This window comes from Neobacillus sp. BF23-41, from assembly GCF_041106275.1.
Window position 1 is genome coordinate 284,978 of record NZ_JBGBPR010000001.1, and the last position, 26,901, is coordinate 311,878.

Annotated in this window: 30 protein-coding genes; 9 read left to right on the forward strand and 21 right to left on the reverse strand. The window is 36.7% G+C overall.

What is annotated here, in order from left to right:
- The first annotated feature begins 134 nt into the window (after positions 1–134).
- Both AB7942_RS01285 and AB7942_RS01290 read left to right on the forward strand, forming a co-directional pair.
- On the forward strand, positions 135–617 hold the full coding sequence (locus AB7942_RS01285) for a PaaI family thioesterase (protein WP_369445511.1): 483 nt from the start codon (positions 135–137) through the stop codon (positions 615–617).
- Positions 618–638: 21 nt separating this feature from the next.
- Positions 639–998 carry a hypothetical protein gene (locus AB7942_RS01290; RefSeq protein WP_369445512.1) on the forward strand — a complete coding sequence of 120 codons (360 nt, stop codon included), beginning with the start codon at positions 639–641 and terminating at the stop codon, positions 996–998.
- A gap of 17 nt (positions 999–1,015) precedes the next feature.
- Here AB7942_RS01290 and AB7942_RS01295 read toward each other — a convergent pair whose 3' ends face one another.
- Together AB7942_RS01295 and AB7942_RS01300 are read right to left on the reverse strand one after the other, a co-directional pair.
- On the reverse strand, positions 1,016–2,095 hold the full coding sequence (locus AB7942_RS01295) for a CAP domain-containing protein (protein WP_369445513.1): 1,080 nt from the start codon (positions 2,093–2,095) through the stop codon (positions 1,016–1,018).
- 179 nt (positions 2,096–2,274) lie between these two features.
- On the reverse strand, positions 2,275–2,709 hold the full coding sequence (locus AB7942_RS01300; protein WP_369445514.1) for a CBS domain-containing protein: 435 nt from the start codon (positions 2,707–2,709) through the stop codon (positions 2,275–2,277).
- Between the two features lie 192 nt (positions 2,710–2,901).
- Here AB7942_RS01300 and AB7942_RS01305 point away from each other — a divergent pair, with 192 nt between their 5' ends.
- Entirely contained in the window at positions 2,902–3,261 is a 360-nt protein-coding gene (locus AB7942_RS01305; RefSeq protein WP_098933065.1) for a YugN family protein, read from the forward strand.
- 57 nt (positions 3,262–3,318) lie between these two features.
- Here the strand turns inward: AB7942_RS01305 and AB7942_RS01310 are convergent, their stop codons facing one another.
- The 7 genes from AB7942_RS01310 to cyoE form a co-directional block, all read right to left on the reverse strand.
- The gene (locus tag AB7942_RS01310) at positions 3,319–3,783 is read right to left on the reverse strand and encodes a DUF420 domain-containing protein (protein ID WP_369445515.1); all 465 of its coding nucleotides are present in this window, start codon (positions 3,781–3,783) and stop codon (positions 3,319–3,321) included.
- A 120-nt stretch (positions 3,784–3,903) separates the two neighbouring features.
- On the reverse strand, positions 3,904–4,809 hold the full coding sequence (ctaG, locus tag AB7942_RS01315; protein ID WP_369445516.1) for a cytochrome c oxidase assembly factor CtaG: 906 nt from the start codon (positions 4,807–4,809) through the stop codon (positions 3,904–3,906).
- Between the two features lie 143 nt (positions 4,810–4,952).
- Positions 4,953–5,288, reverse strand: a complete 336-nt coding sequence (gene ctaF, locus AB7942_RS01320) for a cytochrome c oxidase subunit IVB (protein WP_369445517.1) — start codon at positions 5,286–5,288, stop codon at positions 4,953–4,955.
- Positions 5,289–5,292: 4 nt separating this feature from the next.
- A complete protein-coding gene (locus AB7942_RS01325) occupies positions 5,293–5,919 on the reverse strand; it encodes a cytochrome (ubi)quinol oxidase subunit III (RefSeq protein WP_369445518.1) in 627 nt (208 codons plus the stop codon).
- A complete protein-coding gene (ctaD, locus tag AB7942_RS01330; RefSeq protein WP_369445519.1) occupies positions 5,919–7,790 on the reverse strand; it encodes a cytochrome c oxidase subunit I in 1,872 nt (623 codons plus the stop codon). The genes AB7942_RS01325 and ctaD overlap by 1 nt, the downstream gene beginning before the upstream one ends.
- A 31-nt stretch (positions 7,791–7,821) precedes the next feature.
- Positions 7,822–8,880: a cytochrome c oxidase subunit II gene (gene coxB / locus AB7942_RS01335; RefSeq protein ID WP_369445520.1), complete on the reverse strand. Its 1,059-nt coding sequence runs from the start codon at positions 8,878–8,880 to the stop codon at positions 7,822–7,824.
- 111 nt (positions 8,881–8,991) lie between these two features.
- The gene (gene cyoE, locus AB7942_RS01340; protein WP_369445521.1) at positions 8,992–9,927 is read right to left on the reverse strand and encodes a heme o synthase; all 936 of its coding nucleotides are present in this window, start codon (positions 9,925–9,927) and stop codon (positions 8,992–8,994) included.
- 658 nt (positions 9,928–10,585) lie between these two features.
- Between cyoE and AB7942_RS01345 the strand changes: the two genes are divergently transcribed.
- Positions 10,586–11,494, forward strand: a complete 909-nt coding sequence (locus AB7942_RS01345) for a COX15/CtaA family protein (RefSeq protein WP_369445522.1) — start codon at positions 10,586–10,588, stop codon at positions 11,492–11,494.
- Positions 11,495–11,535: 41 nt separating this feature from the next.
- Here AB7942_RS01345 and pyc read toward each other — a convergent pair whose 3' ends face one another.
- From pyc to AB7942_RS01360, 3 genes are all read right to left on the reverse strand, one after another.
- Positions 11,536–14,979: a pyruvate carboxylase gene (pyc, locus tag AB7942_RS01350; protein ID WP_369445523.1), complete on the reverse strand. Its 3,444-nt coding sequence runs from the start codon at positions 14,977–14,979 to the stop codon at positions 11,536–11,538.
- Positions 14,980–15,047: 68 nt separating this feature from the next.
- Positions 15,048–16,253, reverse strand: coding sequence for an FtsW/RodA/SpoVE family cell cycle protein (locus AB7942_RS01355; RefSeq protein ID WP_369445524.1), 1,206 nt, complete (start codon positions 16,251–16,253; stop codon positions 15,048–15,050).
- Positions 16,254–16,456: 203 nt separating this feature from the next.
- Entirely contained in the window at positions 16,457–16,738 is a 282-nt protein-coding gene (locus AB7942_RS01360; RefSeq protein ID WP_369445748.1) for an Fpa/YlaN family protein, read from the reverse strand.
- A 223-nt stretch (positions 16,739–16,961) separates the two neighbouring features.
- Between AB7942_RS01360 and AB7942_RS01365 the strand changes: the two genes are divergently transcribed.
- Positions 16,962–17,459 carry a peptidyl-prolyl cis-trans isomerase gene (locus tag AB7942_RS01365; protein ID WP_369445525.1) on the forward strand — a complete coding sequence of 166 codons (498 nt, stop codon included), beginning with the start codon at positions 16,962–16,964 and terminating at the stop codon, positions 17,457–17,459.
- 40 nt (positions 17,460–17,499) lie between these two features.
- Here AB7942_RS01365 and AB7942_RS01370 read toward each other — a convergent pair whose 3' ends face one another.
- Entirely contained in the window at positions 17,500–18,828 is a 1,329-nt protein-coding gene (locus tag AB7942_RS01370) for a PhoH family protein (RefSeq protein WP_088086260.1), read from the reverse strand.
- A 204-nt stretch (positions 18,829–19,032) separates the two neighbouring features.
- Between AB7942_RS01370 and AB7942_RS01375 the strand changes: the two genes are divergently transcribed.
- Complete coding sequence (locus tag AB7942_RS01375; protein WP_098933071.1) at positions 19,033–19,617, forward strand: YhcN/YlaJ family sporulation lipoprotein; 585 nt, start codon at positions 19,033–19,035, stop codon at positions 19,615–19,617.
- A gap of 23 nt (positions 19,618–19,640) precedes the next feature.
- Here the strand turns inward: AB7942_RS01375 and AB7942_RS01380 are convergent, their stop codons facing one another.
- Positions 19,641–20,096: a pyridoxamine 5'-phosphate oxidase family protein gene (locus AB7942_RS01380; RefSeq protein ID WP_088086258.1), complete on the reverse strand. Its 456-nt coding sequence runs from the start codon at positions 20,094–20,096 to the stop codon at positions 19,641–19,643.
- Between the two features lie 169 nt (positions 20,097–20,265).
- Here AB7942_RS01380 and AB7942_RS01385 point away from each other — a divergent pair, with 169 nt between their 5' ends.
- Complete coding sequence (locus tag AB7942_RS01385; RefSeq protein WP_088086257.1) at positions 20,266–20,466, forward strand: YlaI family protein; 201 nt, start codon at positions 20,266–20,268, stop codon at positions 20,464–20,466.
- 90 nt (positions 20,467–20,556) lie between these two features.
- Here the strand turns inward: AB7942_RS01385 and AB7942_RS01390 are convergent, their stop codons facing one another.
- Genes AB7942_RS01390 through typA form a run of 3 tightly spaced genes read right to left on the reverse strand, consistent with a single transcriptional unit; the run spans position 20,557 to position 23,026 of the window.
- Complete coding sequence (locus AB7942_RS01390) at positions 20,557–20,847, reverse strand: hypothetical protein (protein WP_369445526.1); 291 nt, start codon at positions 20,845–20,847, stop codon at positions 20,557–20,559.
- 15 nt (positions 20,848–20,862) lie between these two features.
- The gene (locus tag AB7942_RS01395) at positions 20,863–21,168 is read right to left on the reverse strand and encodes a YlaH-like family protein (RefSeq protein ID WP_088086255.1); all 306 of its coding nucleotides are present in this window, start codon (positions 21,166–21,168) and stop codon (positions 20,863–20,865) included.
- 19 nt (positions 21,169–21,187) lie between these two features.
- Positions 21,188–23,026: a translational GTPase TypA gene (gene typA / locus AB7942_RS01400; protein WP_088086254.1), complete on the reverse strand. Its 1,839-nt coding sequence runs from the start codon at positions 23,024–23,026 to the stop codon at positions 21,188–21,190.
- Positions 23,027–23,204: 178 nt separating this feature from the next.
- Between typA and AB7942_RS01405 the strand changes: the two genes are divergently transcribed.
- Positions 23,205–23,390 carry a YlaF family protein gene (locus AB7942_RS01405; protein WP_098933072.1) on the forward strand — a complete coding sequence of 62 codons (186 nt, stop codon included), beginning with the start codon at positions 23,205–23,207 and terminating at the stop codon, positions 23,388–23,390.
- A 25-nt stretch (positions 23,391–23,415) separates the two neighbouring features.
- Here AB7942_RS01405 and AB7942_RS01410 read toward each other — a convergent pair whose 3' ends face one another.
- The gene (locus AB7942_RS01410; protein WP_369445749.1) at positions 23,416–24,216 is read right to left on the reverse strand and encodes an inositol monophosphatase family protein; all 801 of its coding nucleotides are present in this window, start codon (positions 24,214–24,216) and stop codon (positions 23,416–23,418) included.
- Between the two features lie 263 nt (positions 24,217–24,479).
- Positions 24,480–24,674: a hypothetical protein gene (locus tag AB7942_RS01415; RefSeq protein ID WP_088086251.1), complete on the reverse strand. Its 195-nt coding sequence runs from the start codon at positions 24,672–24,674 to the stop codon at positions 24,480–24,482.
- Positions 24,675–24,852: 178 nt separating this feature from the next.
- Here AB7942_RS01415 and AB7942_RS01420 point away from each other — a divergent pair, with 178 nt between their 5' ends.
- Entirely contained in the window at positions 24,853–25,485 is a 633-nt protein-coding gene (locus AB7942_RS01420) for a YktB family protein (RefSeq protein ID WP_335719142.1), read from the forward strand.
- A gap of 41 nt (positions 25,486–25,526) precedes the next feature.
- Here the strand turns inward: AB7942_RS01420 and AB7942_RS01425 are convergent, their stop codons facing one another.
- Together AB7942_RS01425 and AB7942_RS01430 are read right to left on the reverse strand one after the other, a co-directional pair.
- The gene (locus AB7942_RS01425) at positions 25,527–25,799 is read right to left on the reverse strand and encodes a UPF0223 family protein (RefSeq protein ID WP_369445527.1); all 273 of its coding nucleotides are present in this window, start codon (positions 25,797–25,799) and stop codon (positions 25,527–25,529) included.
- A 42-nt stretch (positions 25,800–25,841) separates the two neighbouring features.
- Positions 25,842–26,801, reverse strand: coding sequence for an NAD(P)H-dependent flavin oxidoreductase (locus AB7942_RS01430; protein ID WP_369445528.1), 960 nt, complete (start codon positions 26,799–26,801; stop codon positions 25,842–25,844).
- Positions 26,802–26,901 lie beyond the last annotated feature (100 nt).

Genomic DNA, 26,901 nt, shown 5'->3' on the forward strand with positions numbered 1-26,901 from the left:
AGCCCAAATTAGTCCCAATAATACAATATGAAAGAATTTTACAAATGTGAAAGAACACCGAGATTAAAATATTTAATATTTGCCTTGTAAATGGTAAGATGTCAAAAGACAAAGAAATGAAAGAGGTAAGTATAATGAAAGATGAATTACGTCGATTATTAGAAACATGTATTGAAACTGGTTCAGAGGCTGATTTAAATTCTCTTGCCTACCTTTTATCGGGATTCCAAGTAAAAATTAAACAAAAGCGAAGTACATATATTGACGGAATTCTACAAATGGATAGAAAACTAAATGAGAAAACCTGCGAAATTACGATTCCTTTAGACCCAACTCTTAATAACAACCTAGATATTGTCCATGGCGGGATTACTGCGACGGTTCTTGATACAGCAATGGGGAGTCTGGCTAATTATCTTCAACCAGAAGGTTATGGAGCCGTAACAAATCAATTGAATATCCATTACACAGCACCAGGTATCGGAGAAACACTCTACTGTAAAGCGGAAATTGTTCATAGAGGCAGCAAAACAATGGTCATCTCAGGTGAAGCATATCGGAGTGACGGAAAAAAAATCGCCTATGCCACAGGTACATTCTTTATTATAAAAAAATAATAAGCGGAGGTGTGATCAATAATGGTCACCGCCATCGTAATCCCAATTATTTGCCTTTACTTTTTTTGGCTTACAAAAAAAGAGATGAAGGAGCACGATGCAAAGTGGCTTGATACTGGCCAAGTACAGCAAGAAGCAATCATAACAGGTGAAATTAAAAGTATTGTCGAAGAAAAGCAACGGTTTTATTATCATCGCTACATTTATGTTCAATCCTTAAAACTACAAACAGAAACAAAACTAGTCACCGCCCAAAAGATCACACCCATTACTAACAATTTCAATAAAGTGTCTTTTAATGTGGGGGATGTGATCCGATTATACGGGAAATGGGAGCAAAACAGATTTATATTTAATCAATATAAGATTGAAAAAAGGTGACATATTCGTCACCTTTTTCATTGTTCTGTTTTTGATATAAAATTTTGGGTATAGTACTTTTGGAACACCCCTACACCAAGATGAGAGTATTCCTTGTTTAACAGTGACTCACGGTGTCCTTTACTATTTAGCCAACCCTCGACAACAGCTGGTCCATCTGTATAATTTGCCGCAATATTCTCGCCTGCAGCCTGGTAAACCACATGGGCCGTTTTTAATCGTTTGGTAAGATCTCCAAATTTCTTGGAAGTGTGTGAAAAGTCGTTATTTACTGACATATCCTTACTGTGCTCAAACGCGGCCTCTGCCGTATTCTCATCCCATTTTAATTTCTTTAAATTATGTCTTACTCGTAAGACATTCGTTAGGTCAAATATCTCTTGTTCTGTATCTTCTTCAATGGCACGCCCCATTTCTTCACTAGGTTCAGGTGCTTTGATTAAATATCCACTATAAACAAGTTCATATGGCCTTTGTTTAATTAGTGTTTCTGCATTAAGGAACCGAACACTTGAAAGATTGCCAGTAAATTTATCTATGTAGAGCTGGACAAAGACATCACCCAATTGCACCATTGGCCGTAGATTTAAATCAGCATCATTCAATTCAAAATGATACGAATTACCATTAAAGTCAATCTTAATATTTGTATCAATATAATGCGTATTAAAGATTTCCTCAACCGGCTCTCCTATTTCAAAAGGTGCTACATCAAGATTTTGGCCTATGGCGAAAATCGTAACTACACGTTTATTTTCAACACCCACTTGGACATACTTTTTATCTTCTTGATTATAAATATACCACTGGTAACCATACATTGACTCATCGATCCGATCTGGTGAACCAAGTATTTTTTCTAATTCCCCTTCATTTTTCCCAATTAATAAAGCCAAACCTTCTTTCGGTTTTTCCGAGATTATTTTTTTACTTGGCTTATTATCAGGATTTTGTGAAATAGGTTGTTTCATTTCTGAAGTACGATCTTCTTTAATTAAAATATTACTATCGTTATTTTCGTTTATACTCACATAAAAACCGATAGTTAAGAAAACTGCTGAAAGAATAAGAATTCTAGTCAGTGTACGCAGAGGCATTCACCCTCTCTATTACTTTCATGTATCATTATATATATAGATAAAATTATTATATCATCAATATCTTGAATAGTAATAGTCATTATCAAAAATGTCAGACAAATGAACTGACGAAAAGAAAACAGGCACAATGAGTACCTGTTTTCTAATGGTAAAACTATTTTTTTATATAATAATTTTTAATGTTGTGCTCCATTATAATTTTGCTCAGATATTTCCGTTAATGCCTCTTTTGCTTGGTCGTCAGTCAATTCGCGGATCGCGAAATCACCAAGGGAAACAATTCCTATTAACTTACCTTCCTCTACCACAGGTAAACGTCGGATTTGATGCTTTGCCATTAATTTTGCTGCATCTTTACTGGAAGAATCAGGAGTAACAGTAATAAGGTCATTACTCATGATATCTTCTACTTTTGTTGAACCAGGATGTTTTTCAGCAACACCTCGAACAACAATATCACGGTCTGTAATCATTCCGACAAGCTTTTCCTGGTCAATAATTGGTATAGCCCCAACATTTAATTGCTTCATCTTTAAGGAGACTTCATAAACATTATCCAGTAACGTACAGCATTCTACCTCTTCAGTCATTATATCTCGGATTTTTTCCATTTTGCTGCCCCCTAAGTTTATTTAATTCCTCTTACCATTATTTTAGGGTTTCCTACCAAGATTGTTTTATTCGCTGAAGGTATTCATTGCAAGTTGAAACATTTTCAACTATTATTAAATTGAATTATTATTGCTTTCCTACTTAAATAGGAAACATAGGGGCAATGGTATTGTTTTTAGGAGGGATTCATTATGAAATTCGAGAATACTGAAATTGAAAAGTTAAGGGCTGACTTAAACCGTTTAGATGAAGTAATGTTAGATCACGGTTTAGTTCGCGAAGGACAATGGGACTACGAACGAGTTACATACGACCGCAAGTTTGAATTAAAAGAAGGGGTATTTTACTTGCGTGTACGTGGTCATGCGGTTGAGGGCGATATTGGCGCTGATAAAGCAACTATTCAATTAATGACACCGCTTTTAGGCAAACATTATTACCCGCATGGTGTAGAATATGGTGAAGGCGAAAGCTTCCCAACCTCTCTTGTGAATCAATGTAAAAAAATTCTCGATGAGGTAAAAGCTGAAGTAAGTAAGTTTGCATTATAATCGAAAAAAGACGCATGGTTCTCATGCGTCTTTTTATTATTAGGAAGCGATTAATTTTTACAGTCCAAGTATTGCTTTTAGCAAAGATGTTGTCTGCCCGCCTCGATAAAATACATAAAGCAATAAGTATACGGCAACACCCGTGATCGCAGTAAAAAACCAAATGAAACTAGTTATCGGGCCCAGCTTACGATGGATAGAAAGTTTGTTTTTGTATCCTGTCAGGATAGAGACTATGCCGAATACAGCTCCAGTCGTCGCAAGTGTAATATGGAAGATTAAAAATATTGTATAATAAATTTTAATATTATCTGGCCCACCAAACGAAGTATTTCCAATAAAGAGGGTTCTAGAAGCATAGATAACAAAAAAGATTACAGCAAAAATAGCTGCCAAAAACATTGTCTTTTTGTGGGCCTCAATATGTCTTTGCTTAATTTGCCACCATCCAATAGCAACAGTTATAGCACTTAAAACAATAAATGAGGTACTAATAGTAGGTAAAATAGGTAAGGAATTCATTTAGGCGTCCTCTCTTTTCTTTTATTCTACAATAATAGTAGTTCAACGATCCTTATTTTTCAAACGATACCCAAGAAATTAAGGCTTATCAGTAAAAAAATCTCCCAGGAGTATGGGAGATTATTTAATGAGCAACGGATTTAATGGTTGCTTCATTTCCTTTTCAGAGTCTGATTGATCTTTACGATACCATTCGAAGAAAACATGACCAAGAATGACACCATATATAATTTCTTGAATAATTTTCATCAAAACTCCACCAAGCTGCTGATCATGTAGTAATGACATCGAACTAAAAAGTTGTGGACCACTCAAATTTAAGCTATCGAAGTTAGCTGGTCCAACACATAGGCTCATCACTTGTCCCCAAACATGGGGATCAGAATAAGTTGCATACATAGGTGTATCTGCAAAAATGATTAAGGCACAAGCTGGTGTTAACAGAATCCCATCCGCAAAAATATAACCAACCTTTTTCAGTCCGCTTAAGGTCTGATGTTCTGGGAGCTGATTAAGTAAAGGCCACCACATAAAGGTTGCTACAACAAATAAAAGGATAGAGTAGCCAGCATGCATCCACCCATTTTGCATAACATGATCGAAAATAATAGGTACATGATAAAAGGAAAATAATCCATTAAAGACTACCAATGCAATAAGTGGCTTTGTTAATACAGTAAATACGGAATTAATTGCTCCGATACTAAAAAATTTTCTCCAAACCCAGGTAGGGATACTTATGATAAAAATAGGTGGAACGGCTAAAACTAAAGCAGCCATTTGAATCATATGGACCCAAAACATTAGGTGTGCTAATAAATCAAGAGGAGATCCTTTAATGGCATAAAGGAGAACCATCGATAAAATAAACAAAGCACTTTGTGTTTTCTTTAATGGTTCACTATCTGGAAACAAACTTCTGTATTTTGTGGTAAGGACAAAATACCCTACAGTTATGACTATTAAGATTAGTAAAAAATACGGGCTCCAAAGTGCTTTAAAACCGAATATATCTAATGCAAGCACCCAAATCACCTCATTATGATTTAAAAGTATTATTCGCTAAATTATACCCTTGTCCAAAACGAAACGCAAAGAAAATGGAAACAACCCTTAGATAGGTCTAAAAAAGAAAATCGGCCATAAGCCGATTTTCTTTTTTGAACATATTACCACCAAATAATTGTAGTAAAGGCAAGGATGGTTATTGCTCCTACCAATACTCCAGAGTAAAGAAATAACGATGGAGCTTCATGACCTTTATGACTCATATGCATGAAATAATATAGTTGGAATATTACTTGGACCACTGCTAAAAGGATGATAAATGGAACAGTAAACCATGCAGTAAACCCTTTAATAGCTACGGCTGCAAACGCAATGAGAGTTAAAAAAATCATCAATGCAAAAGAAACCACTTGATATTTCATCTCTTCTGCATTTTTCTTGCGACGATATTCAATGTCAACTCTTGGGTTACCTGAATTTAGTTGTTGATTAGCCATCAGTTTATCCCACCATTCCCATTAAATATACTACTGTAAAGATAAATACCCAAACAACATCGATAAAATGCCAGTATAAACTAAATACATAGAATTTTGGAGCGTTGTAAAGGTCTAAGCCTCGTCTGGAATTTCTAAACATTAATGTTAAACACCAAAGTAAACCAAATGCAACGTGGCCTCCATGAAAACCAACTAGTGTGTAGAAGGCAGATCCGAAAGCACTGCTTGTAAATGTATGTCCTTCATGAACATAATGGGAAAACTCGTAAACCTCAAGTCCTAAGAAACCTGCACCTAATAGAGCAGTAAGACCGAGCCAGACCATCATTTTTTTGAAGGCAAAGTTCTTCATGTGGTACATTGCGTAAACACTTGTTAATGAACTCGTTAAAAGGAGCATTGTCGCTACAAATGTTAATGGTAATTCAAATAAATCCTTAGCTAGATGGTGACTTGAATCAGGAACTTTATCCTTCAATGCAAGGTAAGTAGCAAATAGGGAGGCAAAAAGAACAGTCTCTCCCCCTAAGAAAAACCAAAAACCTAAGAATTTGTTTTTTGATTCAAGGGTTGATTTTTCCGGCGCAGCAGGCCATGTTTCATAAGTAAATTTTTCATCTGCGTGCATTATGCCTTAACCCCCTTATCATCCTCATCAATTAAATCCTCTTTATGAATATGGAATCCATGATCATCCTTCACTGAACGTAAGAACATGGAGCCAAAGGTTACTAATAATCCGATGATCAATACTGGTAAAGCCCAAGCCTTATCATTCACATGGTACATTGCACCAAAGGCTGCAATGAATAATCCTAGTGCCATCATAAACGGTAAAAATGATGAATTTGGCATATGAATATCACCAAGCGGCTCTGCCGGAGTCATCCCTTTTTTACCATCCATTTTTTCTAACCAGTAAGCATCTAAACCGCGAACGAGTGGAAGTTGCTTAAAATTATAAAACGGTGGTGGAGAAGGGATTGCCCATTCAAGTGTTCTTCCGTCTCCCCATGGATCATTTCCAACTTTGACATTTTTCACAGAAGTAATAATGATGTTATATAACATTACGATAACACCTAAGCCCATAAACGCAGCACCTATAGAACTAACCATGTTAGCAGTGTCAAATCCTTGACCAGGAAGGTATGTGAAAACGCGTCGCGGCATTCCCCATAAACCTAAGAAATGTTGGATAAAGAATGTTAAGTGGAACCCGATGAAGAACAACCAGAAAGTAATTTTACCTAAAACTTCATTCAACATTGTTCCAAACATTTTTGGCCAATATAGATGTGTACCTGCAAAGACTGCAAATACCACACCACCCACAATTACATAATGGAAGTGTGCAACAACGAAATAAGTATCATGATATTGATAGTCGGCTGCTGCGGAGGCAAGCATTACCCCTGTTACCCCACCAGCAAGAAATGATGGAATAAACGCCATTGCCCAATGCATAGGAGTGGTAAATTTTACACTTCCTCCCCACATTGTTAAAAGCCAGTTAAAAATTTTAATTCCAGTCGGTACACCAATCGCCATTGTAGCAACTGCGAAAATGGCATTTGCAACAGGACCTAAACCTGTTGTAAACATATGGTGAGCCCATACCATGAAGCCTAAGAAACCGATTAATACAGTTGCAAATACCATGGAAGAGTATCCAAATAAACGCTTTCTTGAGAAAATTGGGAAAATCTCAGAGAAAATCCCGAAAGCTGGAAGTATTAAAATATATACTTCTGGGTGACCGAAGATCCAGAAAAGATGTTCCCAAATAACTGTATTTCCACCCAGAGTAGGATCAAAGAAATTCGCTCCAAACAAACGGTCAAACATCATTAAAACTAAACCAACTGTTAATGGAGGAAATGCAAACAAAATGAGTGCTGAAGTGACAAAAGTTGTCCAAGTAAACAACGGCATTCTCATATAGGTCATACCTGGTGCACGCATGTTAATGATAGTGACTAGGAAGTTAATACCACCAATCAAGGTTCCAATACCAGATATCTGTAAACCTAAGATATAAAAGTCTACACCATGTCCTTGTGAATGAAGTGCAAGTGACGCGTAAGATGTCCATCCTGCATCAGGTGCTCCTCCTAAGAACCAAGAGAGGTTTAGGAATATTCCTCCAAAAAAGAACAACCAAAATCCTAATGCATTAACAAATGGAAACGCTACATCGCGTGCTCCAATCTGTAATGGCATTACTGCATTCATAAAAGCGAAAACCAGCGGCATCGCAGCTAAGAAAATCATTGTTGTTCCGTGCATTGTTATAATTTCATTAAATAATCCGGCACTCACAAAATCATTATTAGGCACTGCAAGTTGGATACGGATAAATACTGCTTCAAGTCCGCCCACTAAGAAGAAAAATCCACCTGCAATGAGATATAGGATGGCAATTTTTTTATGGTCAACAGTTGTTAAAAAGTCCCATAAAGTTGCGCCAAATCCCTTTTTTTGAGCATAGGTACTCACAATTTTACCTCCCTTTCAACCAATTCCCCATTTATTGCTGGGCCTTTAAGCCCATTAAATAGTCTGCTAAAGCATCTAGCTGTTTTTCAGACATTTCCGGGTATTTTCCTGTCATCATGTTACCTGGTTTGTATGTTTCTGGATTACGAATCCAATTTTTTAACTCTTCTTTATTATGATCCAAAACACCGGCTACACGAGATCGTTCACCAAAGTTTGATAAGTTTGGTGCTAGACGTGCTGTTTCAGGCATTTTGTTTGATGGTGTTACAGCATGACAGCCAATACAGCTTTTATTAAATAGTTCTTGTCCTTGTGCCGCAGAAGCTGTCTGGGCTTTTTGTGGTTCTTTAACATTCTGCATCGAAGTTACCCAAGCATCAAATTTGTCCCGGCTAATAGCTTTTACTTTAAAATCCATTAAAGCATGGGATGGACCACAAAGTTCTGCACATTTTCCATAGAAAAGATTTCCTGCTTCGTTTGCTTTTTTATCGTCAAACTCTAACCAGAATTTATTAATATTCTCAGTATTAGTATCTAACTTTCCACCCACTGCTGGAATCCAAAATGAGTGTTTCACATCAGATGACTTCAAGTTAAAATATACCTTTTCATTTGTAGGAACAACAAGTTCCTGGCTTGTAACAATCTTTTTACCTGGATATTCAAAGTCCCACCAATATAAGTGTGACCGAACATTAATTACAAGTGCCTTTGTATTTTTCTTGTCCATTGGAGATACATCTGCAAGTTTAAATGTTGCGGCCACAGTCGGAACAGCAAGAATTAATAATAAAAGAATCGGCACAACAGTCCAAATAATTTCTAATTTGTGACTTCCTTCTACTTGTTTTGGTATTCTGTCATCCCTTCTTTTAAAACGAACCAAAATCAAAACGAAAATAATCGCAACAATAACAATAACCCCAACCATGATTAAAGTACTTAACTTCATTAAATCATATTGCGTTTCCGCAACTTCACCGGCAGGACTTAACGTGGAAAGGAACGGTTCGCCACATCCGGAGAGTACAAGCGCTAAAATCGCAAATAACGATATTAAACGCCACTTTGCAAGCCTTTTCATAGCTTAATCAAACCCCTCTTTCACTAATAAAATTATTTAAAACATTTGGTTGATCAAAGAAGTATGTAGTATGATTGCTTCCATTTAAGCAAGAAACAATCATATGCAAAACTAAATTAATGTAACTATAACCATTGCTACAAAAATAATAGTTAAATATTGCAAAGAGTAAACAAACATTAGTTTTGCCCACTTTATGTCATCTTTGATTCTATATCCATAAATCCCTAATGCAAGCCACCCGATATTTAGTACGATAGCAAGTATTAGAAATGGGATTCCTAATTTGGTAAGAAAAAATGGGATTGGCTGAAGTGCTGCAACCCAAAGGATGATGTGAATTTTTGTGGTTTTAAAACCTTTCACTACTGGTAACATTGGGATCCCAGCTGCTTTATATTCTTTAACCCTTCTCATCGCAAGCGCATAAAAATGCGGAGGCTGCCAAACAAACATTAGCACAAACAATGACCACGCCATGATATCAAGATTAGCATCTACGGCTGCCCATCCGATTAGTGGTGGAACTGCTCCTGATATGCTCCCAATAATAGTGTTGGACACCAATTGCCGCTTTGACCATAATGTGTACAGGAAAACATAGCTAAAAACTCCAAGCAGTCCAATTACTGTTGCAGTCAACGTAGTAAAGAATAAAGACAGTGTTCCCAGTCCAATAAGTAAAATACCTAATACGAGAACTTTTATCGGAACTACTTTCCCGGTTACAGTAGGTCTTTCTTTTGTTCTTTCCATTAAATGGTCAATGTCACGATCAACATAATTATTGATTGCACATGAGCCTGCAATGATCAGTGAAGATCCTGCTACAGTAAAAAACACGATATCTAAATTATTTAGAAAGCTTTGTCCTGAAAAGTGAAGCGCAAGCCATAACCCCGTAAAGGTAGTAATAAGGTTGGAATTTACAATTCCAATTTTGATAAGAGCCATAAAGTCTTTCCATGCAGAGGTTTTTATATTGGCTTGCAAGCTCGCAGCGCCATTATCAATAGCAGCTTCTCCGAAGGCCTTAGAGTTCGACATTTGGTTTCTCCTCCTAAACCTAAATAACAAATATTCATCATTTAAGTAAGTGATAATTGATACTTAATTTATATATGCCCTCATTTGTAAAAAAAAGGAACGATGATAGAAAAGTTATATTAATTTTTTTCGATTTAATAAACAATAACTTAAAAAGATAGTGATAATTAAAACACTTTCTCTGTATATTAAATCACACTTTTAGATATTTTTGTGAACTTTTTTTGAATAATTTTAGACTAAATTGTTACAAAGTTCATTTTATCGTTACTATCTTAGATTTTTATGGATTTAAAGTTCCATTTATACAAATTATCCCCTAAATTTATAAAAAATCCTTGTATTCACATGATTTAAAGTTAATTCCTCTTACACCAAAAAAGGAATAATTCAAATTAAACTACCACTAATATATTTCTAACAGACCATTTGCTAAGTTTCTACGGTTTTCACAATAATAATAGTGAAAACTATTTATTATTCCGCATCTGTTTTTATTGATTTTAGTTATCTTAAAATCTATACTTAATTTCTGTTCTTTTTCAACTTTATTCGTTATGATTAATAGGGAATTTAATAATCAAATTACTTTCCAATCTATTATACTGTCAGGTTTATCCAATGACAAATTATTGTACTTTTTTAAGAGGTGAATTTTTTGCGACGATCTTTGAAATGGTTGGCTGTTGCTACTACCATCGGAATGATATTTATCTTAATTGGCGGAGCACTAGTCACAAAGACTGGTTCTGGAATGGGATGCGGGAGATCTTGGCCACTTTGTAACGGAAAATTTCTTCCGTTGGAAATCACTCCAGAATTAGTTATTGAGCTTGCCCATAGACTTGTTACTGGAGTAGTAGGAATGATGGTTCTCGTTCTTTCTGTTTGGTCATGGAAGGCGATAGGACATATTAGAGAAACGAAATTTCTTTCCTTCCTTTCCTTTTTCTTTTTGCTTTTACAAGCATTAATCGGGGCTGCTGCAGTAAAATGGGGACAATCTGGTTTTGTACTCGCTTTACATTTTGGTATTTCACTTATATCTTTTTCTGCAGTGTTATTATTAACACTTCTAATTTTTGAAATTGATAAAAGGTTTGATGCAGAGAAACTATATATCGATAAGAGAATGGGATTTCATATTGTTGGTGTTTCCATTTATAGTTATCTTGTCATCTACACTGGCGCACTAGTACGCCACACTAAGTCAAGTCTTGTTTGTCGAGACTGGCCGCTTTGTTTAAATGACTCTCCTTCCTTGCCTACTAACATGTACGAATGGGTGCAAATGGGACACAGAGCCGCTGCTGGATTAATCTTTATCTGGATTACTTATATTCTTTATTTGACTGTTCGCCATTACAAAAACCAAAAAGTTCTTTATTGGGGCTGGATTATTTCATTCATCCTTGTTTCATTACAAGTGATTGCAGGAGCATTGATTATTTTTAGCAGCTTAAATCTGTATATCGCCCTGCTGCACGCCTTCTTTATTACTTGTTTGTTTGGCGTCCTAAGTTATTTTCTTTTGTTATATTCTAGATCTAAAAAAAATAATCTATAAAAAAACTGCCAGGGATACCCACTCCCTGGCAGCTTTTTTTATTACGCTTTTGTTAATTCAATTAAAAGGTCACCGGTTAATATTGCCTCACCACTTGTGACATAGATATCCTTTACAACGCCTGAAAAAGGTGCTTGAACCGTAGTTTCCATTTTCATCGCTTCAGTAATCATTAGATGATCGCCACGTTCAACCTTTTCCCCTTTTTCAACGACAACTTTGACCACAGTTCCCGGCATCGATGCAGCAAGGTGATTTTCGTTTTTGGGGTCTGCCTTCAGCCTAGATACCACCGTAGATTTTATATTCTCATCTTTAATGAAGACTTCACGCGGTTGACCATTTAACTCAAAATAAACGACCCTTGTGCCATCAGCTTGAGGATGACCCATAGAGACAAGTTTAACAATTAATGTTTTTCCCGTTTCTATTTCTACCTCTATTTCTTCACCCAATCGCATTCCATAAAGAAACGTAGGAGTGTCTAGTACTGAAATATTTCCATACTGTTCATCCGTTTTAATGTACTCCATAAATACCTTTGGATATAAAGCATACGAAATAATCTCAAAAGCCGTTACCTGTCTGCCAAGTTCTTTATACAATTTTTCCTTCAATTTTTCAAAATCAACCGGTTCAAGCAATTCACCCGGACGAACTTCGAGTGGTTTTTTACCTTTTAATATAATTTTTTGAAGTTCCGCTGGAAAACCTCCATATGGCCTGCCAAGAAATCCTTCAAATAATTCAACGACAGAATCAGGGAAATCTAACATGTGCCCCTTTAAAAGCACATCTTTCTCACTTAAATCATTTTGAACCATAAATAAAGCCATATCACCTACGACCTTTGATGAAGGCGTCACTTTTACAATATCACCGAACATAATATTAACTCGTGAATACATTTCTTTAACTTCATCCCAACGCTCACCAAGGCTTACTGCTCTTGCTTGTTGTTGGAGATTGCTATATTGCCCACCCGGCATTTCATGTTGATATACTTCAGTGTGAGGGGAAATCATTCCGCTTTCAAAATCCTGATAATACTTACGGACATCCTCCCAATAATACGACAATTTTTCCAGTGCTTGGATATTTACTTTTGGTTTCCGAGGATTCCCTTCAAGTGCATAAAATAACGAATTAGCACTAGGCTGAGAAGTTAAGGCTGCCATTGTACCCAATGCTGTATCAACAATATCCACTCCACCATCAATTGCACGAGCATAGGTATAGAGACCATTTCCACTTGTGTCATGAGTATGGAGATGTATAGGAATATCGACGGTTTCCTTTAACTCAGAAACCAGTCTGTACGCTGCTTCAGGCTTCAATAAGCCTGCCATATCCTTAATTCCTAGGATGTGGGCACCTTGTTGTTCCAGCTCTTTGGCCAAGCTTTTATAATAGTGAAGATTATATTTCGTCCTTGTCTCATCTAAAATGTCCCCTGTATAACATATCGATGCTTCGGCAATTTTACCGCTTTGACGTACCGCATCAATTGCAACTTCCATACCTTTTACCCAGTTTAAGCTATCGAAAATTCGAAAAACATCAATTCCAGCTGAAGCAGATTGGTCAACAAATTCACGAATCAAATTATCAGGATAATTTTTATATCCCACAGCATTGGCCCCACGTATTAACATTTGGAACAGTACATTTGGAATTTTCCTGCGTAGAGTTACCAATCTGTCCCAAGGATCTTCTTTTAAAAACCTGTAGGCAACATCAAAAGTTGCTCCGCCCCACATTTCAAAAGAGAATAAATCAGGTAAAAGTTTTGCAGAGGGCTCAGCTATATGAAGAATATCGGTCGTCCGCATACGGGTTGCTAATAGTGACTGATGAGCATCTCGAAATGTTGTATCCGTTAATAAGACCTGCTTTTGATTCTTGACCCATTCCACAAGTCCATTGGCACCATACTTATCAAGAATTTGCTTCGTCCCCTCTTGATACGTTAAATCATAGGGTAAATTAGGAATTCTTGGCTTCGGAAATACTGGTCTTTTCTTCTTTTCAATACCTGGAAACCCATTAACAGTGACCGTGCCGATGTATGACAGCATTTTAGTTCCGCGGTCCTTTCGGAATGGGAAAATGAACAGTTCCGGTGTTGTATCAATGAATGAAGTATCATATTCGCCATTCCTAAACTTCTCATGCTTCACAACATTCTCTAAGAACGGGATATTTGTTTTGATCCCTCTAATCCTGAATTCCTGTAAATTTCGAACCATTTTTGATGCAGCTTGTTCAAAGGTTAACGCCCATGTAGAAAGCTTTACTAATAAAGAGTCATAATACGGTGTAATAACAGCACCTTGAAATCCATTTCCAGCATCAAGACGCACCCCAAAGCCACCCCCTGAGCGATAGGCCATAATTTTACCGGTATCAGGCATAAAATTATTAAGCGGGTCTTCTGTTGTTACCCTTGACTGTATAGCAAATCCATTCATTTGAATTTTTTCTTGCGGTGGTATACCGATAATTGGACCATGTAATTCGTGCCCTTCTGATACCAAAATTTGCGTCTGCACGATGTCGACTCCTGTTATCATCTCTGTTACAGTATGTTCCACTTGTACACGTGGATTTACTTCTATAAAATAAAAGTCATTTCCTGAAACCAGAAACTCTACCGTACCTGCATTTAGGTAATCAACATTTTTCATCAATTTTACGGCCGATGCACAAATCCTTTCTCGCAACTCATCAGAAATAGATACACTTGGAGCAACTTCCACTACCTTTTGATGGCGTCTTTGAACAGAACAATCGCGGTCAAAAAGATGAACAATATTCCCATGCCGATCACCAATGATTTGCACTTCGATATGCTTAGGACTTTCAATTAATTTTTCAAGATAAACTTCATCATTCCCAAAAGCGGCTTTCGCTTCCGACTTTGCTCGTTCAAATGATTCTCGGATTTCCTCTATGCGTTTAACAATTCTCATCCCGCGCCCGCCTCCGCCAAGAGAGGCCTTTATGATTATTGGTAGCTTGTGTACTTCCACAAAGTCTTCAACATCACTTACCTCAGTTACGGGACCAGGACTACCAGGAATCACTGGAATTCCAGCAAGCTCTGCTTGATGCCTCGCTTTTACCTTATCTCCAAACATATCAAGTTGTGTAATGGACGGACCGATAAAAATAATTCCTTCTTCTTCACAGCGCTTGGCAAAATGAATATTTTCTGACATAAACCCATAACCTGGATGTATGGCATTTGCACCGCTTTTTTTGGCAATAGCAATTATGCCATCAATGTCTAAATAGGCATCGATTGGTTTTTTCCCTTCCCCAACCAAATAAGCCTCATCCGCCTTATAACGATGATAGGACCCAGAATCCTCTTTCGAATAAATTGCAACTGTTCGAATATTCAGTTCAGTACACGCGCGAAAAACCCTTATCGCTATTTCTCCCCTATTGGCAACCAATACTTTATTTATCTGTCTTGTCATTTAATGCACCTCATATTCTATGTATTTTTAAAAACGCGAAGAAGCAAATATTGTCCTTCGCGTTTTGATTAAATATAGAAAACCTTGCCATCTTTTGATTGATTCCTATTAGTGACTTGATCCTGTTTATTTTTATATTTTTTTTCATATTTCGTGAACATAGAAACATTTACAAGTATTCCTGTCGCTCCCGCAAGCATCAAGAGTGATGATCCTCCGTAACTAATATATGGCAGCGGTACACCAGTCAGTGGAATTAGCCCAGAAACTCCTGCTAGATTGATAAAGGTCTGAATCCCAATCATACTCGAAATACCAATAGCAAGCAGACTACCAAAAGGGTCCTTACATTGTAAGCCAATATAAATTCCCCTTAATACAATATAAAAAAGGAGAATGAGAACGAATCCTACACCCCAAATCCCTAATTCTTCCGCAATTACAGCCATAATAAAATCCGTATGTGATTCCGGCAGATAACCAAGCTTTTGAATACTTTTCCCGAGTCCCAAACCATTTATTCCACCAGAACCGATGGCGATATAGGAGTTTGCCAAGTGAAAACCTTCATTATTTACATATTTATCATTAAATGGATTATCTAATACAGCAAAACGACTTAGTTGTTCGTCTGAAAAAAACTTCCCCCAGGAAACTAGAATAAGCGGCAGAAGGACGATAAGCGCCAAAATAAGTAATTTACCGATACTTTTAAAATTCATCCCAGAGCATAAAACAATCATACAAGCTATGGCTATGATAATAGATGCTGTACCGAAGTCAGGTTGAAAAATGATAAGTGCACATATGATAAAAAGATATACTAAAGGCGGGAGAACACCTTTGTTGAATTGATTGATATAGGCTTGCTTTTTCGCATAAACGGCTGCTAAATAAATGATGGCTGCAAGCTTGACAAACTCCGATGGTTGGAATAAGAAAGTGCCAATTGAGTACCAGCTTTGCGCATTATTTTTTTCTACCCCAAATACAAATAATCCTAATAGAGATAAAATAGATGATAGCACTATCAATACCAGAACTTTTTTGAACATCATGATCTTATATGGAATAATTGCTGCGATAAGGAAGATCACAGTAAAAATCATCAGCCATACTTTTTGTTTTTGGTAAAAATAATCAGGTGGATAACCATACCTTTGAACTGCGGAAGCCATGCTTGAGCTATAGATCATAACAAGTCCAAATAAACACAAAAGGATGGTGGCAATAATTAATGAATAATCATATGATTTCAATATTTTTTTCAGCATTTAAAAAGTCCTCATTTTCAATATTGATTTATATCACTCTATTATAATAGAAAATAAACAATTTTACTTGAGGAAAAGTTAATTTGTTACAACAATTTAATAAAGAATATTCTGAAATAAGGAAGGTGATTGAGCCCGTTTTTGTTTTCTTGAAATAATAAAAAACCCAAACAATAAACATGGATTGTTTGAGTTCTTTGCTACTATTTCCTTAACGATGAATCGTGAAGCGCTGATAATTCTCTTTCTAATGTATCTAGAATTGCCTTACCGTCTTTACTATCTATTAAGCCTAACCGAACAGCAAAATCTATTTCTCTTGATAAACCAAACATTTGTGTATCCAATACCTCTTCATAAAGAGGGCATTGAGGCATCGTGAGATTGTCCATTTGCACTTTGATTAGCTTTAATATTTTTTCAGCGTCAGCCTGAAGTATGGCATATGCTTTTTCCTGGTGATTCACGATCATTTCAGACGCCAACATTGATCCCCCCATTTCAGAGCGATAATTCAACTTATCTATAAATTTTACCGTTTACAAAGGAAAATTGCAAGAACTATGAAGTGGATTGCACAAAGGAGTTTGTTTAAAACGGCAGCTATTCAGACAAGTTCTATCTTCTTACGGAACCTGCTTTTACTATTATGACATTTTGCCCAAAAAAAGTTATACTTATTATGCAAGGGTTTAGGGGGAATGAAAAATGGAAAATATCATTATCATATCTGGAAAAGTGAAATATTCGATCACGCTTGATCCAGGTGTGTGGATTTTCGACGACCGACGAGTTGATTTAACGACCTTTTTTTCAACAAAATTAGAGAGTACCAATCCATTAGATGAATACACTAAAGCTGTTTCTAAGCATTGGGACCGTGAAATTATGGAGGGTGCAATTTATCCTCCTACATTGAAATCTGAAAAGAAATTCGAGAAGGAAAAGGTGTTAACTGGTACCTTTGGTATTCCATTGAAGCCTTTTTTATTAAATTCCGAGCCTGCTCGTGATGCTCACACTTTTGTAATTCAGAGCACTGAGGGTGAGTATGAATACCCTCTTGAAACAGCCTATGATTTTATATTGGGTTTCTCCGATAAAGGTAAACCACTTACGTTAGATGGTCCCGTTCATGTCTATTTAGGTGATGGTTCAAATCAACAAAGTCCCATTAAAAATATAAAGAGTTTTATCATAAAATAAGACGGGTGCCTTGGGCGCCCGTTTTACTTTTAAGGATTATTTACAGCAAATCAGCTGCCAACAGTGCCAATCCTGACCTTTCCCCTTTCATTAATTTAACATGTCCGGAAATGACTTGATCCTTGAACTTTTCTACAACATACGTTAAACCGTTGTTATAGGCATCAAGATATGGATGATCTATCTGTTCTGGGTCACCCATTAAAACAATTTTACTTCCTTCTCCGACACGGGTAAGGATGGTCTTTACTTCATGCTTCGTTAAGTTTTGTGCTTCATCAATAATGATAAACTGCTTTGGCAAACTTCTGCCTCGAATATACGTTAATGCCTCTACCTCAATCGAACCCATTCCTGCTAAAATCGCATCAAGTTCACCAGGCTTTTTAGTATTGAAAAGATATTCTAGATTATCAAAGATTGGCTGCATCCATGGTCTTAATTTCTCTTGTTTTTCTCCCGGTAAAAACCCTAAATCTTTTCCCACAGGTACAATTGGTCTAGCCACTAATAGTTTTTTATATTCCCTGAAATCTTCCGTTTGCATTAATCCTGAGGCTAAAGCAAGAAGCGTTTTCCCTGTGCCTGCCTTCCCCGTTAATGTAACTAGATGAATATCCTTACGAAGTAATAATTCAATAGCCATTGTTTGTTGTACATTTCTTGAATGGATCCCCCAAACATGCTCTTGGTTTAATGCTAATTTTTTTACCTTCTTACTCGTTTTATCTACCATTCCTATCGCTGAAGCAGAACTACCTAGAGCATCTTTCATTACTAGAAATTGGTTTGGATAAAATGGGTGATTGGCGATCTCAGAAAGATTTAACTCCCCTTTTTCATAAAAACGACCTAGTAATTCTATTGGAAGAAATACTTCAAAAAAACCTGTGTAAATATGATCGATTTCTACAACACGGTCATTTAAAAAATCTTCAGCATCTAAACCTATGGCATCTGCTTTTACCCTAACTAGGGCATCCTTACTAACGAGAATGACTGGCTTTCCATTTTCCTTTGTTTGTTCTTCTAAAAATAAATTTTTTGCCACAGCAAGAATACGATTATCATTTGTTTTTTCAACAAATATATCCTGAAGCTCATGAAAGGTACGATGATTCAATTCAATTCTGATGGTTCCACCGTTTTCAAGCGGGATTTTCTCGTGGAGTTTTCCTGAGGCCCTTAGGCCATCAATTAATCTCGAAACATGTCTTGCATTTCTCCCAACTTCATCCATATATCTTTTCTTTGAGTCCACTTCTTCAAGAACCACTGCAGGAATAACAACTTCATTATCTTCAAAGGAGAAGAGGGAATACGGGTCTTGTAACAAAACATTTGTATCTAACACGTATATCTTACTCAAAGCAACGCCTCCTGCTTTCCTTGTTGTTAGGTTTGTTAAATTGCGGAACAACCCTTTTGCTAGATTGGACTTTGGTAAAATATATGTTTATTGGAATAAAGATAGAAGGAGTTCCGCACAATAAATGTTAGTGAGACCATTCAATAATTCGTATGAAGAGGTTTAATTTCAATTATTTATAAGTAATGCGGAGGTGGATAATAAATGAAGAAAACCTTAATTATTACTGCGTTATGTCTGATCCTAACCGGCTGCAGTACAAAAAGGGAACTAACAAACAATGAGAACGCATCATATGTTAAGGTAAAAAACAGCTACATTGAAAGTGTTGACAGAAAAACGGGGCAGGAAATCTCCAAACGTTTAGTTAAGCTGGCGACAAGTATTCCAAATGTTAACGATGCAACTGCAGTGGTATTAGGAAGATATGCAATTGTCGGAATTGATGTAAATGCGAAAATTGATCGTTCCCAAGTTGGATCCATAAAATATTCTGTAGCAGAAAGCTTAAAAAAGGATCCTTACGGGGCAAAAGCAGTGGTTGTTGCTGACGCTGATACAACACAGCGTTTAAAAGAAATACAAGTAGATATAAATAAAGGCAGGCCTATTCAGGGCATTATGGAGGAACTAGCAGATGTAGCAGGTCGATTAATGCCAGAGATACCTGGAGATTTAATTACTCCAAGCCCTAAGAATGCCACCGAAAAACCTGATAAAAAGCTTCCTGAAAAGGATAAAAAGAAACTAGAAAAGGAACAAGAAGACCAATCTAATCACTATAAGTAAAAATGAGAAAAGCTTAGGGATTCCTAAGCTTTTCTCATTGCTTCCATAACTTGATTGTCTAACTTTTGGGCAGCGTTTTTATCATATGTTTTATCATATTGAACTTCAGAGACTATTTTAGATCCATAAAACATAACATCCCTTACTGCTGTTATCGCTACTTGTATCAAAGCCAGCTTTAATGGTACATCTTTAAGTCTCTCTTCTATTATTTGGGCTGTCCCATGAATTGCGTATGTAGATTCATTAGCAATTATATTAATAACGACTTGATTGTTATTAATTAAATTTTCAAGAATTCTGGAACGATTATCTACTGCAAAATAAATGGTACTTTCATCTTTCGCTAATACCCAAGAAATAGAACTAATATTTGGGCCCCCTGTTTCATGATCTACGGTTGCCACTGTCACGAAACGTTCCTTTTGCAGTTCATCATATAAAGGCTTGATTAGCCTTGGTTCCACTTGGTTTGCCATTAAAACATCCCCTTTACTTATTCCTTCACCCTGTTAAAAAACAGATATTCTCATATTACTACTATCCCATGCTTTCATCAAATTAAACCAATTGATTACATTCAAACTTTCTGCCATGATATACTAGAGGAAACAGTCGGTTATTAGAAATAGTTAAAGAGGTGTCTTAATGAGAGTTAAATGCGTAATTTGCGATAAAATTGAAGCGATTGAAGATGAATCGTTTGAGGCCAAGCGTCTACGTAATCGTCCCATCCATACATATATGTGTAAAGAATGTAAGACAAGAATAACTGAAAAAACAAATGCCAGATTTGAAACAGGCAATTTTCGATTATATCGTGCTAAATCTGAAGAAGATGATTGGTAAAACGAATAGCGGAAGCGTCCCTAGGCGCTGGTGCTGGACAAGAAAAAACCATCATGCTCATTCCAAAGTGGAATGAACATGATGGTTTTTTTAATCTTCGATTGGGTAATTCTCGTACTTTTCTGGCTCTTGATTGATTTGGTTTAGCATAACCTCAATTAATTCCTGAGGATAACGCGTTTTTTTTGTTTCTTCTCCTTGCTGATAGGAAACATAATACATGACATCATCTTTTGTTACCTCAATGTTTAAGAGCTGAAGATCAGCTATCATTTCTTCAAAAAGGTTTAGTGTATCTCGTGCTGCTGTGTCATCAGGCCTTGCGTCGCATACAACCTTAATAGTAAGCCAATTATATAGTGTATCCTGTACGGATTTCATTTAATTAAACCCCCGTTATTTCGCTTCAGCCTGATGCTTTTTCGTTTGATGTAATCGTATTTTATAGATGATCAATAACACCGCCGCACCTGCAAGTCCTTCTGCAATTGGTAAGGCATAAGAAAAAATAAGCATTACAAAGCATCCAATTAAGAGGCAAATATAGATCACGATGTTTTTCAAAAGAGGCAGTTTTTTTGCAAAGCCTAACTTATATACAATTGCCGCTAAAATTACAATATATAAATACTGTAACCACACAGCAGTTTTTACATCTGTTAGTTCAATGAAAAATCTAAGACTAGGAGAGAATCCTTCCATCTTCTTGCACTCCTTTTACTTAACTCTGTTCAGCATATTTTTTCTTTTTAGCTGCTCTTTCACGTTCGTTTTTATCAAGAATTTTTTTACGAAGACGAATCGATTCTGGAGTAACCTCACAATATTCGTCATCATTTAAATATTCTAATGACTCTTCTAATGTCATGATACGTGGTTTTTTAATAACAGATGTTTGGTCTTTGTTAGCTGAACGAACATTTGTCGCCTGTTTCATTTTTGTAATATTAACGGTGATGTCATTTTCACGAGTGTTTTCGCCAACGATCATCCCCTCGTAAATTTCCGTACCTGGCTCAACGAAAATGGTTCCGCGGTCTTCAATTTGCATGATACCATAAGTCGAAGCTTTTCCTGATTCCATTGACACTAGAACACCTTGGTGTCTTCCGCCGACTTGACCTGGCAACATTGGCTGATAGCTGTCAAAGGTATGATTAATAATTCCATAACCGCGAGTCATTGTTAAGAACTCGGTTGTGTAACCAATTAACCCACGTGCTGGTACATTAAAGATTAAGCGAACTTGACCAGAACCATTGTTTATCATATCAATCATTTCACCTTTACGGGCACCGATTGATTCCATCACTGAACCAGTATGTTCTTCTGGGACATCTATTTGAACTCTTTCAACTGGTTCGCTGCGAACACCATCAACAACCCTAACAATTACTTCAGGTTTTGAAACTTGAAGCTCATAGCCTTCACGGCGCATGTTTTCAATCAGAATTGATAAATGGAGTTCCCCACGGCCAGAAACGATCCATGCATCTGGTGAATCTGTATTTTCAACACGTAAGCTGACATCTGTTTGCAATTGGGCAAGAAGTCTTTCTTCAATTTTTCTTGAAGTTAGATACTTACCTTCTCTACCAGCAAATGGGCTATTGTTTACAACAAAAGTCATTTGTAGTGTCGGTTCGTCAATTCGTAAAATTGGTAGTGCTTCCTGATGTTCAACAGGACAAACTGTTTCACCAACATTAATGTCCTCCATGCCAGAGACAGCGATTAAGTCCCCAGCTACTGCTTCTTGTATTTCTTGGCGTTTTAATCCAAAGAAACCAAAAATTTTAGTTACACGGAATTGTTTAACCGTACCGTCTATTTTCATTAGTGCTACTTGTTGGCCAACTTGCATTGTCCCACGGAATACACGTCCAATTCCGATTCTGCCAACATAATCATTATAATCGAGAAGGGCAACCTGGAATTGCAACGGTTCTTCACGATTATCAACAGGGGCAGGGATATATTCAACAATTGCATCATACAAGGATTGCATGTTTTCGTCTTGCTTTTCAGGATCAGTACTTGCAGTACCATTAATCGCTGACGCGTAAATAACTGGGAACTCTAACTGATCTTCATTTGCGCCAAGTTCGATAAACAAATCGATCACTTCATCGATTACCTCTGCAGGTCGAGCGAAGTCACGGTCAATTTTATTAACAACAACAATTGGAGTTAAATTCTGCTCTAACGCCTTTTTAAGAACAAAACGAGTTTGTGGCATACAGCCTTCATAGGCATCAACTACTAACAATACACCATCAACCATTTTCATAATCCGTTCAACTTCTCCGCCAAAATCAGCGTGTCCCGGTGTATCCAATATATTGATTCGTTTATCTTTGTATTGAATAGCTGTGTTTTTCGCCAAAATGGTGATTCCGCGTTCTCTTTCTAAATCATTGGAATCCATTGCACGTTCTTCTACATGTTCATTAGTACGAAATGTACCTGACTGTTTTAACAATTGGTCAACCAATGTTGTTTTACCGTGGTCAACGTGGGCAATAATTGCAATATTACGTATATCATCTCTTAATTTCAAACAATTCCACTCCTACCTATATTTTAAAAATTAAACTATTTATAGTTTCTCATTTATAACTAAAACATTATACCACAAATAAAGTGGAAACCCCTAACCATTTTATTGTAGAATAAAAATATACTTAAAACAGTGGGCCTTTAACTAGCTGTATTTCAATGATAAGGGGTATAAAATAATGAAAAACGTAAAGTGGCCTTTACTTGTGTATGCCATCCTTGCAGCCGCAAGTATAATGGGGATTGGAATCGCAATAAGCGAAAAAAGCTTAGTAGGAGCAATCGGTTGTTTCGTTGCAATTATTGTAATAATGGGAATGGGCTTTAAAACAAAAAGAAAAATGCGCGAGAACGGTGAGTTATAAAAAGAAGCCTCGATTGGCTTCTTTTTTACCATTTTCCCTCTTTTAAGTAATCCTTTAAGATTGATTGGTGTAGGCCAGGTTTAGCTGTTAGTAATGAATCCTGCGAAAGGAAATTCAGCTTATCTCCCTTTAAATTTGTCACTATACCACCTAGTTCTTCAATTATTACTGCACCAGCAGCAATATCCCATGGTGATAAACGCATAGAAATATAGGCATCCACTCTTCCTGTTGCCACAAAAACCATTTCGAGCGCAGCAGAACCATAAGACCTTGTTCCTCTCGCTGCTTTAACAAGTGGAATCATTAAATTGTGATCGATCCGATGATTTTCCATCACCCATGTGGCATTGAGTGCGATGATGGATTCCTTAACGGTTGTTTCCTTTAGTACATCTAGAGGCTTTTCATTTAAATAGGCCCCATTTCCTCTTTTAGCATGATACAATTCGTCATAAACCACATCATATATGAGTCCTATCTTTCCAACACCATTTTCATACACGCCAACGGAAATAGCAAAATTTCTTTGTTGATGGACGAAATTCATCGTCCCATCGATTGGATCAATCATCCAAACAATTCCCTCAAGACTATCAAGTGAATCACCAAATCCCTCTTCGCCCATTATTTTATGATCTGGATACACTTCTCTAATTTTACTAATAAAAAATTGTTCAATTTCTTTATCGATATTTGTCACAAGATCATTAGCGTTCGTTTTTGTTTCAATACTTAATGTTTCATTAAAAGATAACCTGATTTTAACCCCTGCCTCATTTACCCATTCATTTGCATGAGCATATATTTGATCCCAATTCATAATTCTCCTCCAAATATCTTATTTCCTCATTAGATTTCATGTATGTAGTTTGATGCTTGACAAATTAGATGATGTACCTTTAGCTTAATCAAATTGTTGTAACACAGCAACTTTTTGGCGTATTATAAGTTCCAATTATAGAAAAGGACAATAATAAACGAACCCCCCTCTTTTTTGCTGGAGTTCGTTTTAGATAAGTTCAGGATGTATTCTATTTCGATTCATTCTTATTTATTTCTCCTTGGATAAAAAAACCGTCTTATTTATCAAAGAGCTTTTAATCGTAATAATTCTTGGCGGATTTTTTCTAATTTTTGTTTGCAATCCTTCATTTTTTTCTCGTTCTTTTCCTCAATCGCTTCGAATAATGTAGCTAATTCATAATCCATTTCCAATCGCAAAACTGCAGTTCTTTCCTTTTCGCCTGCTTTTTTAAGTGAGGTATTCATAAGTTGTTTCACGTTTCTCCTCCCCTTCCTAAATTTAACTATTTTTTCAGATTGTTTTTTTTACTGTATAATATGAGTCAGGGAGATATGTTGCAACAAATATGTGCTTTAACCTAGAAAGCATCTCACTACTCGTCTGGTAAGCGGTATGCTACAATTAAGTACAATTGTTTTGTTGGAGGTTTAGTAAATGAGCTTTAAGGGATTTACAAATGAGGATTTTGATGTTTTTTTAATAGATGGTTTAGAGGCTAGAATGGCAGCTCTTAAAGAAATAATTCGTCCAAAATTAGAAGATTTGGGAGAATACTTTGCCCCTTCAATATCTTTATTATCAGATGATGAAATGTTTGTCCATGTCGCCAAACATGCAAGGCGCACTATTAATCCACCAAAGGATACTTGGGTCGCATTTTCAAATAGTCCTCGAGGTTATAAAATGCTTCCGCATTTTCAAATTGGCTTGTGGAATACCCATTTATTTATATGGTTTGCCGTTATTTATGAAGCACCCCAAAAAGATAAGATTGCTGCAAGATTTTCAAAAAAAATCACTAAAATTTTCAAAGATACACCAAAAGATTTTGTTTGGTCTATTGATCATACAAAACCAGAAACAATTGAACACCGTCAACTAACAAAGGATGATCTTCATTCGCTGTTTGATCGGCTGCAAAACGTTAAGAAAGCAGAATTGTTATGCGGCTATACAATCGATAGGGAACAAGTCATCCAATTAGGTTCAGATGGGCTAATTCAACAAATTGAGGACGTTTTTAATAAAGTAGCCACACTCTATAAAATCTCTCTTAATAAAAAGTAATAAGAAGAAGCTCCCAGACCAAATAGTTCGGGAGCTTCTTCTTATTTCATTTTAATTTTATCCCCAGATGAAGCCTCTTTTGCTTTTTTTATGGTCCGATAAGACGAATAGCCACTCATTTCTTCAAATTCACCACAAATAGTTTTTTCTTCCGCCTTGCTTGGGACGATTTCTTTAAAGCGACGATACGACTTCATTACCGCATCACGTTCAACACCGTTTTCATACGCCTTCTCAATGGTTTCAAAAAATGCAATTACATCAACAATTTCATCTGTGCTCCAATGATAATCAATGGGATATTGGTATTCCATTCTTTCACCTACTAACTATTTTAACTAAAATGAATCATACATTTAATTTCCCCACTTTGCACGAATTTGTTCAGCATCTTTCATCATTCGATCGAATAACTCATGAACCGAAGGGACATCTTTAATTAATCCCATCACTTGCCCTGCCCACGCAAAGCCTTCTTCAGGAACACCATCATATATGTAGCGTTGGTTAGCCATTCCACTAATAAAATCTTTTAACTGACCATAACCTCCATTGTTCTTTTCTAACTCGAGAATTTTTTCTGTCCAGCTGTTAGCAAGTGCCCTGGCGGGAGCTCCTAGAGTTCTCTTGATGACAACCGTTCCAGATTCATTTCCTTCCACTAAAGTCTTCTTATATATCTCGTTGGCATGAACACATTCCTTAGTCGCAATAAATCTCGTACCCATTTCAATCCCTTCAGCACCTAAGCTAAGGGCTGCCATGAGCCCTCTGCCATCACCTATTCCCCCAGATGCAATAACAGGTATAGAAACGGCATCTACCACTTGAGGAACTAAAACAATCGTGCCGACATCATCTCGTCCTAGGTGGCCTCCCCCTTCTTGACCGACGACCATAACTGCATCTGCACCGAGTTCTTCTGCTTTCACAGCCTGTCTTCTTGCCGCTACAAGGACAAGCGTTTTAATCTGCGTGCCTTTTAATTGTTCAAATATGGGGGCAGGATTCCCTCCTGTCATTGAAACAACCGGGACCTTTTCATCAATAGCCACTTGGAGAAAATCAGCAAATGGCCTCCCATGCTGTCCAATCGCAAAATTAACCCCAAAAGGATTTTTCGTCAACTGCTTCACCTTTCGTATTTCGGCTCTAAGCTGTTCAGGTTCACCTAAAGACATAGCTGTGATTTGACCAAGACCTCCGGCATTAGATACCGCTGCGGCCAATTCAGAATAGGCTAGATAAGCTAGACCCCCTTGAACAATAGGAAATCGTATATTTAATAATTCAGTAACACGTGTTTTCCATTCCATTTTAAACCCTCCTAAAAACTTTCTATTTGTTATTTCGTCTCTTTAGGGTAATTTTCCTTTCTAAATGGGAAACTATCGTAAACCGACTAAGTAAAAACAT

Coding starts and splice junctions, on each gene's coding strand:
- AB7942_RS01355 (WP_369445524.1), bottom strand. CDS start 16,253: ATGCTGAAAAAAATATTGAAATCATATGATTATTCATTAATTATTGCC.
- AB7942_RS01385 (WP_088086257.1), top strand. CDS start 20,266: ATGAGAGTTAAATGCGTAATTTGCGATAAAATTGAAGCGATTGAAGAT.
- AB7942_RS01420 (WP_335719142.1), top strand. CDS start 24,853: ATGAGCTTTAAGGGATTTACAAATGAGGATTTTGATGTTTTTTTAATA.
- AB7942_RS01325 (WP_369445518.1), bottom strand. CDS start 5,919: ATGCACGCAGATGAAAAATTTACTTATGAAACATGGCCTGCTGCGCCG.
- AB7942_RS01300 (WP_369445514.1), bottom strand. CDS start 2,709: ATGGAAAAAATCCGAGATATAATGACTGAAGAGGTAGAATGCTGTACG.
- pyc (WP_369445523.1), bottom strand. CDS start 14,979: ATGACAAGACAGATAAATAAAGTATTGGTTGCCAATAGGGGAGAAATA.
- AB7942_RS01390 (WP_369445526.1), bottom strand. CDS start 20,847: ATGAAATCCGTACAGGATACACTATATAATTGGCTTACTATTAAGGTT.
- AB7942_RS01365 (WP_369445525.1), top strand. CDS start 16,962: ATGGAAAATATCATTATCATATCTGGAAAAGTGAAATATTCGATCACG.
- ctaF (WP_369445517.1), bottom strand. CDS start 5,288: ATGGCTAATCAACAACTAAATTCAGGTAACCCAAGAGTTGACATTGAA.
- AB7942_RS01380 (WP_088086258.1), bottom strand. CDS start 20,096: ATGGCAAACCAAGTGGAACCAAGGCTAATCAAGCCTTTATATGATGAA.
- AB7942_RS01285 (WP_369445511.1), top strand. CDS start 135: ATGAAAGATGAATTACGTCGATTATTAGAAACATGTATTGAAACTGGT.
- AB7942_RS01430 (WP_369445528.1), bottom strand. CDS start 26,801: ATGGAATGGAAAACACGTGTTACTGAATTATTAAATATACGATTTCCT.
- AB7942_RS01305 (WP_098933065.1), top strand. CDS start 2,902: ATGAAATTCGAGAATACTGAAATTGAAAAGTTAAGGGCTGACTTAAAC.
- AB7942_RS01425 (WP_369445527.1), bottom strand. CDS start 25,799: ATGGAATACCAATATCCCATTGATTATCATTGGAGCACAGATGAAATT.
- coxB (WP_369445520.1), bottom strand. CDS start 8,880: ATGAAAAGGCTTGCAAAGTGGCGTTTAATATCGTTATTTGCGATTTTA.
- cyoE (WP_369445521.1), bottom strand. CDS start 9,927: ATGTCGAACTCTAAGGCCTTCGGAGAAGCTGCTATTGATAATGGCGCT.
- AB7942_RS01290 (WP_369445512.1), top strand. CDS start 639: ATGGTCACCGCCATCGTAATCCCAATTATTTGCCTTTACTTTTTTTGG.
- AB7942_RS01395 (WP_088086255.1), bottom strand. CDS start 21,168: ATGGAAGGATTCTCTCCTAGTCTTAGATTTTTCATTGAACTAACAGAT.
- AB7942_RS01295 (WP_369445513.1), bottom strand. CDS start 2,095: ATGCCTCTGCGTACACTGACTAGAATTCTTATTCTTTCAGCAGTTTTC.
- AB7942_RS01405 (WP_098933072.1), top strand. CDS start 23,205: ATGAAAAACGTAAAGTGGCCTTTACTTGTGTATGCCATCCTTGCAGCC.
- AB7942_RS01310 (WP_369445515.1), bottom strand. CDS start 3,783: ATGAATTCCTTACCTATTTTACCTACTATTAGTACCTCATTTATTGTT.
- AB7942_RS01375 (WP_098933071.1), top strand. CDS start 19,033: ATGAAGAAAACCTTAATTATTACTGCGTTATGTCTGATCCTAACCGGC.